Annotated in this window: 12 protein-coding genes; 10 read left to right on the top strand and 2 right to left on the bottom strand. The window is 27.4% G+C overall.

What is annotated here, in order from left to right; all coding sequences use genetic code 11:
* Window positions 1-35 precede the first annotated feature (35 nt).
* On the bottom strand, window positions 36-1076 hold the full coding sequence (locus tag MarbSA_RS07605) for a hypothetical protein (RefSeq protein ID WP_221061322.1): 1041 nt from the start codon (window positions 1074-1076) through the stop codon (window positions 36-38).
* A gap of 445 nt (window positions 1077-1521) precedes the next feature.
* A complete protein-coding gene (locus MarbSA_RS07610; RefSeq protein WP_221061323.1) occupies window positions 1522-2628 on the bottom strand; it encodes a DegT/DnrJ/EryC1/StrS family aminotransferase in 1107 nt (368 codons plus the stop codon).
* Between the two features lie 584 nt (window positions 2629-3212).
* On the opposite strand from MarbSA_RS07610, the gene MarbSA_RS07615 reads away from it, so the two are divergent.
* The 10 genes from MarbSA_RS07615 to mcrA all read left to right on the top strand — a co-directional run bounded on the left by MarbSA_RS07615 (window position 3213) and on the right by mcrA (window position 15362).
* A complete protein-coding gene (locus MarbSA_RS07615; RefSeq protein WP_221061324.1) occupies window positions 3213-4388 on the top strand; it encodes a tRNA (guanine(10)-N(2))-dimethyltransferase in 1176 nt (391 codons plus the stop codon).
* 310 nt (window positions 4389-4698) lie between these two features.
* Window positions 4699-5502 (top strand): DUF4013 domain-containing protein, encoded by an 804-nt coding sequence (locus MarbSA_RS07620; protein WP_221061325.1) that lies wholly within the window; start codon window positions 4699-4701, stop codon window positions 5500-5502.
* Between the two features lie 306 nt (window positions 5503-5808).
* Complete coding sequence (locus MarbSA_RS07625; protein WP_221061326.1) at window positions 5809-6618, top strand: DUF4013 domain-containing protein; 810 nt, start codon at window positions 5809-5811, stop codon at window positions 6616-6618.
* 328 nt (window positions 6619-6946) lie between these two features.
* Window positions 6947-7786 carry a DUF4013 domain-containing protein gene (locus tag MarbSA_RS07630; protein WP_221061327.1) on the top strand — a complete coding sequence of 280 codons (840 nt, stop codon included), beginning with the start codon at window positions 6947-6949 and terminating at the stop codon, window positions 7784-7786.
* A gap of 318 nt (window positions 7787-8104) precedes the next feature.
* On the top strand, window positions 8105-9358 hold the full coding sequence (gene mmp10, locus MarbSA_RS07635) for a methyl coenzyme M reductase-arginine methyltransferase Mmp10 (protein ID WP_221061328.1): 1254 nt from the start codon (window positions 8105-8107) through the stop codon (window positions 9356-9358).
* Between the two features lie 891 nt (window positions 9359-10249).
* Window positions 10250-11581: a coenzyme-B sulfoethylthiotransferase subunit beta gene (gene mcrB, locus MarbSA_RS07640; RefSeq protein WP_054834883.1), complete on the top strand. Its 1332-nt coding sequence runs from the start codon at window positions 10250-10252 to the stop codon at window positions 11579-11581.
* A gap of 184 nt (window positions 11582-11765) precedes the next feature.
* Window positions 11766-12212, top strand: coding sequence for a methyl-coenzyme M reductase operon protein D (gene mcrD / locus MarbSA_RS07645; RefSeq protein ID WP_042703039.1), 447 nt, complete (start codon window positions 11766-11768; stop codon window positions 12210-12212).
* Window positions 12213-12338: 126 nt separating this feature from the next.
* Window positions 12339-12941: a methyl-coenzyme M reductase I operon protein C gene (gene mcrC / locus MarbSA_RS07650; protein ID WP_042703040.1), complete on the top strand. Its 603-nt coding sequence runs from the start codon at window positions 12339-12341 to the stop codon at window positions 12939-12941.
* Between the two features lie 3 nt (window positions 12942-12944).
* A complete protein-coding gene (gene mcrG / locus MarbSA_RS07655) occupies window positions 12945-13694 on the top strand; it encodes a coenzyme-B sulfoethylthiotransferase subunit gamma (RefSeq protein ID WP_042703042.1) in 750 nt (249 codons plus the stop codon).
* Between the two features lie 15 nt (window positions 13695-13709).
* Complete coding sequence (gene mcrA, locus MarbSA_RS07660; protein ID WP_042703044.1) at window positions 13710-15362, top strand: coenzyme-B sulfoethylthiotransferase subunit alpha; 1653 nt, start codon at window positions 13710-13712, stop codon at window positions 15360-15362.
* Window positions 15363-15483 lie beyond the last annotated feature (121 nt).

Raw genomic sequence — 15483 nt, forward strand, 5'->3', positions numbered from 1 at the left:
TTTTAGTAATCTAGTAATCTTTATTTTAGTAATCTTTATTTTAGTAAAACTTTTCCAATGTATCTTTTGTTAGGAATTTTTGGTATAGATCCTGCATAAACAGTTTTACCTTTAAATATAACATTATCTGCTTTATTACCAGTATTTCTTCCAACGTATCTTCCATTATCATTACTTACCCAAATTTTTATCAGTGTTTTTTTATTTAATTTATTTTTATTAAGTTTATTTTTGTATTTAAAGTTTTCAACATTATATACTATTATATTTCTTCTATTTACTCCAAATTTATCAGTACCTGCAATATATATAGCTGCATCAACAGATTTATTTTTTTTCACTGTGTATTTGTTGTGTCTGAATAAATTAGGGCTGTTTGGAATACTTAAATATTCTCCAGACTTCATTTTAAAGATACTTAGTTTTGAAACTCCATAATTATAAATTACTACTCCAACTTTTCCATTTGGAGCTTTAATAACAAAATGCCCAAGTCCTAAACTTTTAACTTTTTTCATAGCTTTTTTCATATAAACTGAGTTTATAGTGTTTTTATATACCATCTTAGCTCCTAAATTCTGAAGATATTTATTAACCTTTGGATTATCGCTTCCTCCTGTTGCAAGATACCATCCATTTTTGAATATTATTGAATGGAAAAAGTATGTGTTTGTTGTTTTATATTCTTTTAATGCTTCAATTCCATATAATTTTACTTTCTTTATGTATAAATTTGCTGCATATGTTGAATCTCTTCTATAAGCATAAGTATAAGCACTAGAGTTTATTTGAAGAATTATAGAACAACAACCAGTTTCTATTTTAGACTTACTTTTACTACTTATGTTAGTAGGAGTATTTGTTTTTGAATCCTCTTTTTTTGAATCTATTTTTGTGTTTAAGGTGTCATTTGATGTTGAATTAGTTTCTACATTTGTTTTAATATTATTACCAATAAAAATATTATTTTTATCAATATCTGTAGCTAAAGAACATTCTAATGAAGAAACAACAAATAATAAGAAAATTATCATAAAAATAAATTTTAAATGTTTTCCATAGGCTTTTCCATACATAGTACTAAATTCCTTCTTAATTGAATCATGTTATAATAATTTTATATAATTAGTATATTCTTATATAATTTCTATATAATAAGTTATTCTTTATCAATATCCTGATAGAATAGTTTTATAGAATATTAGAAAACATTAAATCACGATAAAAGTTAAATTTTAATATTTTAGTTTTTTAGACTAAAAATAGTGTATAAATTTAATATAATTAAAAAATTATTAATTATAAATAATATTATTAGTTATAACTATAAAATAAAACGATTTAATAATAAAAAATATAATAAATTGATAAAGATATAATAAATAAAATCTATATCATAAAAATTAAAATGAATATAATCAAGTTATTAAACCAGTAATTTATTTAAACCCATAATTTATTAACTAACTTAAGCTAAGTTTTAGATAGTTTTATCAGTTAAACTTATCTTAACTAAATTAATTAGCTAAATTTATCTGATGCTTCTTTTAATACTTTAATAATAGTATCTAAATCTTCTTGATTGATTTTTGGATGAATCGGAAGTGAAATGACTGAACTTGCTGCATTTTCTGTTTCTTCAAGATTATCATCGTATCCTAAGTTAATATAAAGTTCTTGTTTGTAAATAGGTATTGGGTAGTGAATTCCTGTTCCAATTCCATTTTCATTAAGGAAATTGACCCACTCATCTCTATTTCCTGTTTTTATTTTTATAGTATATTGATGATAAACATGTTTTACTCCACTAAGAACTTTTGGAGTAATTATTCCTTCAACATCTTTTAAATTTTCATCAAGGTATTCAGCATTATTAATTCTCTTTTGATTAAATTCATCAATTTTTTTGAGTTGTGCAAGACCAATAGCTGCAGCTATATCTGTCATTCTAAAATTATAGCCTAAAACAGCATGTTCATATCTTTTTGTTTCACCATGGGCTCTAAAGATCCTTGCTTTTTCAGCTAATTCCTTATCATTAGTAGTAATCATTCCTCCTTCGCTTGTGGTCATATTTTTAGTTGGATAAAAACTGAAACAAGCAAGATCTCCTATACTACCAACTTTACTATCTTTATACATGGATCCATGAGCTTGTGCAGCATCTTCAATAACATATAAATCATGTTTTTTTGCTATTTCATTAATCTTATCCATATCTGCTGCTTGACCATATAATTGAACTGGCATTATAGCTTTTGTTTTTTCGGTTATTGCATTTTCTATTTTATTAGGGTCGATATTGAATGTTTTTGGGTCTATATCTACAAATACTGGTTTAGCTCCAGTATATAAAATTGAATTTCCAGTAGCTGCAAATGAAAATGGTGTTGTGATTACTTCATCTCCTTCTTTAATTCCACAAGCTAGAAGAGCTACATGTAATGCTGTTGTTCCTGAACTAGTAGCTATTCCATACTTTGCACCAACAAATTCTGCAAATTTTTCTTCAAATTCAGCTACTTTAGGGCCTTGAGCAATAAACCCTGTTTTTAAAACTTTTACAACTTCTTCTATCTCTTCTTCTCCAATAATAGGATTTGCAATGGGAATTTTAATCTCTGACATTAATACACCTTTTATTATATTCAAAAATTACATTATAACTTTATAATAATAATCTTATAATAATTTTATAATTTATAATATACATTACAAAGATATTTATTTTAATCATTATTAATATATCTTAGTAATTGACAGTAATCATAATAAATTATATTGAGATTTAACATTATATTTGAGATAATTATATCTGAGATTAATATTTATTAGATTTGATATTTATTTTAGAGTTAATATTTATTATGCATTGAATTTTATTATTACATTGAGTTAATATATAAATTAATCTATAAAGAATAATATAATAATAAAAAAGCAATAATAAAGAGAATTAATAAAAGAGAATTAATAATAAAATTAATAATTAAAAGAATTAAGATTGATATAAAAATAAAATATAAAAATAAATGAAAAAACAAAATAAAAGCAAAAAATAAAATACTAGAAATTTAAGAATATTATAAATTTAAAATATTAAAATTCTAAGAATGTTATAAGCTTAAGAATATTAAAAATTTAAAAATACTATAAACCTAGTATTGGATTTATCAATGCTGAAATTTCAATCAATTATAGGGGCTTTTTTTATGGATAAACAGGAAATTGAAATAATTAATGAAGGATTAGTTGAAATTAGAGTTCCTAAATTTGATAAAGTTTCATCTAGTGCACCTGTTTTTTATAATCCTAAAATGGAATTTAATAGAGATATATCAATACTTGCCTTACAAACATTTCAAGAGGAAGTAGAAAGAGAAATAAATATCTGTGATGTTTTTGGAGGAAGTGGAATAAGAGCTATTCGATATAAAAAAGAAATTGAGGGAGTGGGGATAGTTTCTGTAAATGACATTAGTTCACTTGCTATAGAACAATCAAAACAAAATGCACTTAATAACAATGTTGAAATTGATATTTATCAAAAAGAAGCTAATATAATACTTCGTGAGAATAGGGGAGTCTTTGATGTAGTTGATATTGATCCTTTTGGTACTCCTTCTTATTTTGTTGATTCTGTAGGTTATTCTTTAAAAAAAGATTCACTTCTCTGTATTACAGCTACTGATACTTCTGCATTATGTGGTACTTATAAAGAGCCTTGTATTAGGAAATATAATGCAGTACCTTTTAAAAGTGAGTATTGTCATGAGAATGGAATTAGGATTTTAGCAGGGTTTGTTTCTTTAACTCTTGCTAAGTATAAAAAATATATTGAAGATATTAAACTTTCTCATAGTAGTGAACATTATATGAGGTTATATATTAAAATCGATAAAGGTTCAAAAGCTACTGATGATTCACTAGCTTCTAATATTGGTTATATTTCTCATTGTAAAAAATGTCTTTATAGAACTGCTATAAAAGGATTAGCTAACCCAATTCCAGAATTTTGTCCAGTTTGTGGGGAAAAATTAATTTCTGCAGGTCCTTTGTGGATTGGTAAGCTTCAAAATCCTGATTTTATTTCTAAAATGATTGAAAAACTGGATGAAGATAATTCTAATAGGAAAAAATTAAACACTGAAGATAAGATCTTAAAATTACTTCATAGCTGCTTCGAGGAGTCAAATGCACCTATTACTTTCTATGATATTCATGTAATTTGTAAAAATCTTAAAATAAGTGCTCCTAAGATAGCTGATATTATGGATGAAATAAAAAAAGAGGGTTATATAGTGGTTAAAACTCATTTTAATCCTATTGGTGTAAAATCAGATATTGGTATTGTAAGATTAAAGGAGATTATTAATTCTTTAGTATAACAGTATAATTTTTATTTAGTGGTATTATTTTTTACATTATTATTTTTATTTTACAAGATGTTACTCTTATTATAGATATTACTTTTATTATATAATTTTTATTAATAACTAATTAGTGTACATGTAATTTTTTATTAAATATCTAACTATTGTATGTATGATTTTTTATTAAGTATCTAATGATTAAATCTAAATGTTTTTTCATATCCCTACTTTTTATCTAAATAATCCTAAAACTATATTAATAATATTAGACAAATAATTTAATAACAAAAAATAGTATTATTTTTTGTCTATGTGAGGTGAAAATATGGAAATCATTGAACTTTTTAAAGATTCATTAACATATCCAACAAAAGATTGGAATAAACTACTAATATTTGGTGTTTTATTCATAATCGCGGGAATATTTGGTCTTTTACAGGCTTTAGGTATTGCATTAAGTCAGTATATTGCTGCAAACATTTTAGAGATTATATCTGCAATTATTTTCATTATTGTAGGTTTAATAATCTATGGTTATACTTTGAGTATAGTTAGAACAACAGTCAAGGATACAGATGATCCTTTGCCTGATTTTGATTGGGGAAAGAATTTTATCGATGGAATTAAATTAGCTATTTTACATATAGTATATTATATAATCCCAGTTATTATTACTTTAATTGTAGCTTATGCTACTGGTGCATTTAATTACTTTTATCAATTAGCGATTTTAAGTGCTTCTACTGGATCTATTCAGACTGCGCCAGAATCTCTTGTAGCATCTGCGGGTCTTAGTTTTCTTACAGTATTTATAATAGCTGCAATATTATTCATAATATTTGGATTATTGCTTTTAATTGCTAAAGCTGTTTTAGCTGAAACTGAAAGTTTAGGTGCAGCTGCTAACTTTGCCAATGTCTTCAAAAAAATTAGTAAAATTGGATGGGGAACTTATATAATATGGCTTATTCTTTTCGCAATAATTTTGATTGTCATTGGTATTATAACAACTTTAATTAATGCTATTCCATTTATTGGAGCTATAATAGTACTTTTGATTGTAAAATCTTATACTGAGATATTTTCTGCGAGAACTCTTGGTTTAATATACAATGAATCTAAAGAATAAATTTTAATTTTTTATTTTTTATATTTTTTATTCTATCCTTATTCTATTTTTATTTTCTTTTTATTCTAGTTTCATTAATGTTCTATTTTAACAATCATTATTATTTTATTATTAATTTAACAGTTATTATTAATTTAATAATTATTATTAATTTAAAATAAATTTAATAATAAATTTAATAAATATTATTTTAAAACAATAATTTAAAATAGTTTAATATCAATAGTTTAATAAGTATTGTTTACTAGTTATAATTTTTACTAGTTAAATATTAAAATTTGATTTTTATACTTGTAAGTGAGAAAAATGAAGACTATTAAACTTTTTAAAGATTCTTTATCTTATCCAAGTAAAGATGTTGATAAATTATTAACTTTGGGTGTTTTATTTTTCTTTGATGCAATTATATCTCTTTTACCTTCACTCACTACTGCTTTAGGTTATGGGGTTTTAACTCAGATCTTGTATTTTATCTCAAATATTATAGGTATTTTCATAGTATTAATAGCTATTGGTTATTTAATATCTATAATTAAAGGTACTATTAATGAAAATGTGGATATTCCTTCAATAAGAATTATAAAAAATCTTTCAGATGGAATTAAAGTATTTATTATTTCTATTGCATATTATTTAATACCTGCAATAATAGTTCTAATTGTCGCTTATTTAATTGGTGCATATAATATCATTTCCCAAATATTTGCATCATTTTTTTATTTTGGTATTGAAACTTCTATTCCAAGTTATTTTATGGTTGAAACCATTCCTAACATTGTTATAATCCCTATAATAGCTATTATTTTGTTTATTATATTTACATTGTTTTTGGTTATAGCTATTGCAAGGTTTGCTGATTCTGGTAATATTAAAGATGGATTAAATTTTAAGTTAGTATTTTCAGATATTGTAAAAATATCTTGGCGTAAGTATATACTTTTATTAGTAATATTATTTTTTATTTCACTGTTTATTTTATTTGTAGGATTTATAATTTCGATTATTCCATTTTTAGGTATGATAATACTATTTTTAGTAATTTTACCATTTATGACAATTTTTTATGGTAGAAGTATAGGTTTAATTTATAAAAAATCTAAAATTAGAAATTTTTAGGATCTTTAATATTAAAAAAATGATATAAAATGATTATAAAAGATAATTAAAACAGTAATTAGGATACTAATCAAAATAAAAAGCAGAATAATAATTAATATAATAATTATTAATAATTAAAATATTAATAATAATATAGAAATTAATAATAATATAGAAAAATAACAGAAGTATAAAAAATAACATAATAAATAACTTAAAAAATAACTATAATAACATAACTACAATAACAGTTTATTTATTAGACAATTTATTATTAGGCTAAATTTATTAGATTATATATTAAGTAAATTAGATAAATTATACCAAATAACTTTATGGTGATAAAATGAACATCTCAGAATTATTTAAAAATTCATTTAAATATCCAACTAAAGATTGGGGCAAAGTTTTAATTTTAGGTTTATTAATAATAGGATTATTTATATTAATGATTATTGCTGGAATTAGCCTTTTATTTGCCCAAGCCATTCCAATAGCTATAATATTTGTTATAGCATTAATTTTTGCTATAATTGTTGGTTTAATTTATAGTGGGTATGGTCTTAGTGTAATAAGAGAAACTATTTTTAACAAAAATGTGGCAATTGATGATCAAGAAGAATCTTTACCAGAATTTAAGTGGTCTGACAACATTGTTGATGGATTAAAGGTTTTAGTTTTAAATATTGTATATATGATAATACCAGTTATTATTACTTTGGTCTTTGCTTATGCATTAGGTGTATTTTCTGAATTTGCAAGTATTAATCAATCTTTAAATATTTATAATCAAACTGGAGCGTATTTACCTAATTCAATTGCTACAGGATATATGGTTAGTAATGGATATGCAGTTGCTATCGTTAATACTGTAGCAGCTATTTTATCAGTAATATTCTCATTGTTTGCATTTATTGCTATGGCAAAATTAGCTGAATCTGGTAAATTAGGTTCAATTATCAAATTTAGAGAAATAAATGATACAATTTCTAGAATTGGTTGGGGAAATTATATAGTTTGGTTTATACTTCTGTATATAATTGTAGTTGTTATTTCTTTTATAGCTGCTCTAATTATTTTCATTCCAATAATTGGTTTCATTATTTATTTATTAATTATTCCATCTTTCTTGACTTTATTCCAATCAAGATCAATTGGTTTAATATACAATGAAGCAAATAATTGAATTAAAAACTATTAATCTATTAGTTATAGCTTTTATCAATTATTAAAAACTTTCATTTTTAAATTTTTCTTTCTTTTTTATTTTTTCTTTATTTTTTATTTTTTATTTTTTCATTTTTATTTCTTTATTTTTTACATTTTCATCATTGGGCTGTTCATTTCTTCTTTTTATTTTATTTTATTTTCGTTAATTAATAAATAAAGATAATAATAACAATCAAAAAATTAATAATTATTAGAATTCCCATGATTTTTTTCTTTTTAATACTATTTTTTATAACTAAAAAGATTTTTATAGTATAAAAAAAATAGTATTAATATGCAAATTGTAGCTGATGTTGGCGGGATTCCAGGAAAAGACTGTCGAGGATTCTGTAAATATTGTTATTTTAGGAAAGTAAAATCTATTGAACCTTTAGGATGTTCTAAGTGTTCTCCTGGTAAAGTTGGATGCTCTAATTGTAGTGAAGGTGTTAGTGAAACTAAAAATGAATTTAAAATGCCTTTTTTTGTTGTAAATGAGATTCAGACTACTTTGATGATGACTAATCCTAATGATAATAATCTTAAGGTCAATATTAGTGGTGGGGGAGATGTTAGCTGTTATCCTCATCTTGAAGAACTAACTGGAACTTTAAAACAATTTGATATACCTATACATCTTGGTTATACAAGTGGAAAAGGTATTGATGATGCAGAGATGGCTAATCGATTGATAAATCATGGAGTGGATGAAGTTACATATACATTGTTTGCTTCTAATCCTGAACTTCGAGCAGATTGGATGAAAGATCCTAATCCTGAAGAATCTATTAAAGCAGCAAAAATCTTTGCTGAAAGTACTGATCTTCATGCAGCTACAGTTATAATTCCTGGTGTAAATGATGGGGATATTTTACATCAAACTTGTGAAGATCTTGAAAGTTGGGGTGCAAAAGCTTTGATTCTTATGCGTTTTGCTAATACTACAAATGAAGGCTTAATTTTAGGTAATGAGCCTGTTATAAATGGCATAAACTCTACTAGTATTGATGAGTTTCAAAAGCTTGTAGAAAGTATAAATAAAGAATATAATATTCGAGTTACTGGAACTCCTGTTTCAGATCCAGATACTGGTGCTCCATTTGCACTATCAAAAAATGAAAATGAGATCTATCTTCAGTTTATTCAAGAGATAACTGGTGAAGCTACAATCGTAACATCTAAAATAGCTGCACCTTATATTGAAAAAATATTCGATAAATTAGATACTGATGATGTTAATGTTGTTGCAACTAAAAAAGATATTGCTTGCTTAATTACAAAGAATGATTTAGAAGATTTAGATTTATCTGATGTAAAAGATACAGTTATAATTCCTGGCAGATGTTTTGTTCATCAAATTGATGCAGAGAAGATTTTTAGTTCTGATGGCATTGAGAGGGTAGTTGGTAGAGGTCCTGAAAAATTGTCTGTTGATGGAGAAATGAGTGGAACTTTGACTGAAGAAAATGTAATTGAAAAAGAAATTGAATTATTTAGAGATTTAGTCGAGGCTATTAACTTTTTTGGTATGAAAATGAAAAAGACTTGAAGTATCTTTTTTATTTTTAGTTTCAGTATTTAATTGAATTTTTTATACTATTTTTTTAAATTAAATTTTTTATAATATTTTTTTAAATTATTTATAATAATATTTTATTTATAATAATATTTTTGAATATTTTATACTAATTTTCTAAATATTTTAACTAATATTTATATTAATTAAATTTTTATAAAAACAATCCACAAATCGATCTAACATAAAAAATTATTCTTTAAATTACTCTTTAAAATTATTCCTTAAATCTTTAAAATTACTCTTTAAAATTATATTTATTATGATAAAAAATAATAAATGATATCAAAATACCCTTACTTTTTATCCAATGATTATTATTACTTATTATAATTATAAAATTTTTATTATTTCATTATTTAATTTGATATTGTTTCAATTTTTATATAATTTTTAGATAATATTTACATTATTTTTAATATTTTTTAATATTTTGTTTATTTATGTTAGTCCTATTTTTCATTATTTTAACATATTTTTATTTAAAATGATTTTAATGGTTTTTTTAATAATCATTAATTTAATAATTCTATTTTTACTATTTAAAGTATTTTAATGTCTATTTATTATTTTAAATCATTTTCATGTTTTTAAAAACTGTTAAAACTCTTTTTTATTCATTTAAAAAAGTATTACTTTCTATTATAGGATTCTTAAAAAATTCAGGTTTCCTTCTCCTTTATAAGCTTTGCTATTTGCCTTCAGAAATAATATTTATAATATATATTAATCAAATTAAAATTCGTATACCAAATAGCTAGTTATTGCAAAAAACTGCAAATGAGCTTACTCAATACAAGCTTAAAAATGACCGTTTGTATTAGAGAGGTATATTAATAACTATATTTAGTTAGGAGGGAAAAAATGGCGAAGTTTGATGATAAAGTCGATTTATACGACGATAGAGGGTCATTAGTTGAATCTGATGTACCTATCGAAGCCTTAAGCCCACTACGGAACCCTGCAATAAAAAGCATCGTTAGTGGTGTAAAAAGGACCGTAGCTGTAAACTTAGAAGGTATTGAAAATTCCTTAAGATCTGCATCTGTCGGTGGAGCAGGATCTAAGATTTTAGGAAGAGAAATGGACCTAGATATTACTGGCAATGCTCAAGCTATTGCATCTGCTTTAAAAGAAATGGTTCAAGTAACTGATGATGATGATACAAATGTAGAGCTTCTTTCTGGTGGAAAGAGGATTTTAGTTCAAATACCAACTGCAAGATTAGAATCTGCTGCTGAATATTCTGTAGCAACCTTATCTACTGCAACTGCATTAGTACAAGCTATTATTAAACAATTTGATATTAGTATGTATGATGCTAACATGGTAAAAGCTGCAATTCTTGGAAGATATCCTCAGTCTGTTGATTACATGGGTTCTAACATTGCAACTATGTTAGATATTCCTCAAAAGCTTGAAGGTCCAGGTTATGCTTTAAGAAATATTATGGCTAACCACGTAGCTGCTGCTACATTAAAAAACACATTACAAGGAACTGCACTTTCCAGTATCTTAGAACAAACTGCTATGTTTGAAATGGGTGATGCTATTGGAGCATTTGAAAGAATGCACTTATTAGGATTAGCATATCAAGGAATGAACGCAGACAATATTGTTTTAGACTTAGTTAAAGATAATGCTAAAGAAGGAACTGTTGGTTCTGTTATGAATGATACTGTTGCTAGAGCTACTGATGATAGTGTTGTTAGTGTAGAAAAAGATTTAAATGGTTTCAATGTTTATGAAACTAACGATTTAGCTAAATGGAATGCTTATGCTGCTGCTGGAGCTACTGCTGCAACTATAGTAAATGTAGGTGCTGCTAGAGCTGCTCAGGGTGTACCATCTTCAATTTTGTATTTCAATGACTCTCTTGAATTTGCAACTGGTCTTCCTGGTGTAGATTTCGGTAGAGCTGAAGGGGTAGCTGTAGGATTTTCATTCTTTAGTCACTCTATTTATGGTGGAGGAGGCCCAGGTCTCTTTAACGGTAACCACGTTGTAACCAGACACAGTAAAGGATTCTGTATCCCTTGTGTTGTAGCTGCAATGTGTCTTGACGCAGGTACTCAGCTTTTCTCACCTGAAGCTACTTCTGGATTAATTAAAGAAGTATTCAGTAGTGTTGATGAATTCAGAGAACCATTAAAATATGTAGTGGAAGCAGCTGCAGACATAAAAGGTGACATCTAAAATCTCGCATGTTTTTTGTGATTAATTAATTATAAAATATTTAAATGAATTATTAAGATAGTGTTTAAATATTAATATGGTATTTAAATGTTGTTTAGAATCAATATCTAGGATATGGGATAAATTATTTAGATATACTAAAATTAATCATATAATCATACTAATTAAATGGGGATAATTATAAATGGACATAGAAGTATTTCCACATAGAGTTTTAGGAGCAGATACAACTGAAAAGTTGTTGAATGGTATTGAAAGTCTTGATGATGTTAAAAGGACGGTTATTCAAGGACCAAGACTCCCTCCTGAAGACCCTAACGAAGATCCACGATATGTTGATAGAAGAAAAATTACAGTCAATGGTAAAGAACTTGAGCTTAAAGTTAAAACTGGCCGTATTTTTGTTGAAATTTCAAATGAATCCACTATTGATGATATAAGGGAAATATGCAATGAATATCTTCCTTTTGGATTTGATATAAATATTGGAAAATACATCAGAACTCAGAAGACTGTCTCTGATAACATTAAATATGGGGATGCAGACATTCCTGAAGAGTTAATTGGAATGACTGATCAATCAGCTAAGCTCTCAGACAGAGTAACTATCATAAAAAAAGATAAGGATTGAAGATTTTATTTAAAAGGATCTTATTGAAATATTTCATATACTATGATATCAATTAATGATCAATAGTAAAGATAAATATTAATGATCAATAGTAAGGATAAATAATATATAATAAGGATGAATAAGATGATTGGACGTTGTACCCATGTTGTTGATTGTCGTGAAACAATGGGTCTTGGTGAAGGTGGAGGAATAGCTCAAAGAGGAACTTTTGCAGAATGTGGAAGTGATGTTCTTGCAGTAGCTATGTCTCCTGGAAGAAGGCATATCACAAAACCTGTTTGTGAAATAACCTTTGCACTTCGCGAAGCTAATGTTTTAACTAGTACAATGATACTTAATGCTGGCGCAGGTACTCCATCGGATGCTCCAGGTGCAAGTGGGGGATTTGGTTTAACTGATAAAGAAGTTGATCAAATGTCACAATTCAAGTTACTGGTCATTCATCTTGGAGGAGTTAAAAATCATATTATTTACAAAGCGAGATTAATACTTCGCAATGTCAATTGTCCTTGTGTTATTATTTGTGAATATCCTGTCGATTTTGAAGATTTTGCTAAAATTGGTGTTAAAACCTCTCGTGTCATGCCTGATGAGGCTAATGAAGGAGTTAAAACTAAGGGTAAAATTGTTGATATTGTTAGTGGTGTTATTAGGGGAGAAACATGTTCCCAAGAAAAATTAGATGAGATTATTAGAAAAGTTAAGTTAGCATTAGGAGGTGCATGATTTATGGCACAATATTATCCAGGAACTTCTCAGGTAGCTCAAAATAGAAGAAACTTTTCTGACCCTGATTATGAGTTAGAAAAATTAAGAGAAATATCTGATGAAGGTGTAGTAAAAGTATTAGGTCACAGAGCTCCAGGTGAAGAATATAAAAGTGTTCACCCACCATTAGATGAAATGGATGAGCCTGAGGACATTATTAGAGAATTAGTAGAACCAATCGATGGTGCAAAAGCCGGGGATAGAGTTAGATATATTCAATTTGTAGATTCAATGTATTTTGCTCCTGCTCAACCTTACTTAAGATCTAGATCTTACTTAAACAGATATAGAGGAGTAGACGCAGGTACTTTGTCTGGAAGACAAATTATCGAAGCAAGAGAAAGAGATCTCGAAAAAATATCAAAAGAATTATTAGAAACCGAATACTTTGATCCAGCAAGATCTGGAATCAGAGGTAAATCTGTTCATGGTCACTCTTTAAGACTCGATGAAGATGGTGTAATGTTTGATATGTTAAGAAGACAATTATTAAACAAAGAAACTGGAAAAATCGAAATGGTAAAGGACCAAATTGGTAAAGAACTTGATGAACCTGTTGTACTCGGTGAGCCATTAGATGAAGAAACTTTAATGAAGAAGACCACTATTTACAGAGTAGATGGTGAAGCTTATAAGGACGATAAAGACGCTGTAGAAATATTACAAAGAATACACGTCACAAGATCCGAAGGTGGATTCTGTCCAGAATAAGGAGAGGAGATTAATATGGCTGATAAAAAGTTTATCGAAGCATTAAATAAAAAATTCAAAGAAGATCCTGAAGAAAAAACCACTACTTTTTATAATTTAGGTGGATGGAAACAATCTGAAAGGAAAACTGAATTTGCTAACGCAGGTAAAGAAATTGCCGAAAAAAGAGGTATTCCTCAATATAACCCAGATGTAGGTTCTCCATTAGGACAAAGAGCATTAATGCCTTACCAAGTATCTACAACTGACACTTATGTTGAAGGGGACGATTTCCATTTTGTTAATAATGCTGCTATCCAACAAATGTGGGATGACATCAGAAGAACTGTTATTGTAGGATTAAACACTGCACACAATGTTCTTGAAAAAAGATTAGGTATGGAAGTTACTCCTGAAACAATTACTGAATATTTAGAAACTGTTAACCACGCTATGCCTGGTGCTGCTGTTGTACAAGAGCACATGGTTGAAACTAACCCATCACTCGTAGCTGACAGTTATGTAAAAGTATTTACTGGTGATGATGAATTAGCTGATGAAATTGACAGTGCATTTGTTTTAGACATTAACAAAGAGTTCCCAGAAGACCAAGCTGAAGCTTTAAAAGCTGAAGTTGGTGATAAAGTATGGCAAGCTGTAAGAATTCCGACTATTGTTGGAAGAGTTTGTGATGGTGGTACTACTTCCAGATGGTCTGCTATGCAAATTGGTATGTCAATGATTTCTGCTTATAATCAATGTGCTGGTGAAGGAGCTACTGGTGACTTTGCTTACGCATCTAAACATGCAGAAGTTATACATATGGGTACTTACTTACCAGTTAGAAGAGCAAGAGCAGAAAATGAACCTGGTGGAATTGCATTTGGTTTCTTAGCTGATATGGTTCAATCTACAAGAGTTAACCCTGATGATCCAGTTAGATCTGCTTTAGATGTAGTAGCTGCTGGAGCTGCTTTATACGACCAAATTTGGTTAGGTTCTTACATGTCTGGTGGTGTTGGATTTACTCAATACGCATCTGCAGCTTATACTGACAATATTCTTGACGATTTCTTATACTATGGTAAAGAATATGTCGAAGACAAATTTGGAATATGTGAAGCTCCAAACAACATGGACACTGTTCTTGATGTAGGTTCTGAAGTAACTTTCTATGGATTAGAACAATACGAAGAATATCCTGCATTACTTGAAACCCAATTCGGTGGTTCTCAAAGAGCATCTGTTGTTTCAGCCGCTGCTGGTTGTGCAACAGCTTTCGCTACTGGAAACTCCCAAACTGGTTTAAGCGCATGGTATTTATCTATGTACTTACACAAAGAACAACACTCTAGATTAGGATTCTATGGTTACGATTTACAAGATCAATGTGGTGCATCCAACGTATTCTCTATAAGAAATGACGAAGGATTACCAGTTGAAATGAGAGGACCAAACTATCCTAACTATGCAATGAATGTAGGACACCAAGGTGAATACGCAGGTATTTCACAAGCTCCTCATTCAGCTCGTGGAGATGCATTTGCATTTAACCCATTGGTTAAAATCGCATTTGCTGATCAAAACTTAAGTTTCGACTTCTCCCAACCTCGTGCTGAAATTGCAAAAGGTGCATTAAGAGAATTCATGCCAGATGGTGAAAGATCTCTAATTATACCAGCTAAATAGGTGTTTTAACACCTATTATTTTTTATTTTTTTGTTAGTTGTTTAATTCATGATTTGAGAGAGTTAAGACATTAATTATCATTATTATCATTATGTTTCATAAATTGAAAAATTTAAAACTT

Source organism: Methanobrevibacter arboriphilus (genome assembly GCF_019669925.1).
GTDB lineage: Archaea > Methanobacteriota > Methanobacteria > Methanobacteriales > Methanobacteriaceae > Methanobinarius > Methanobinarius arboriphilus_A.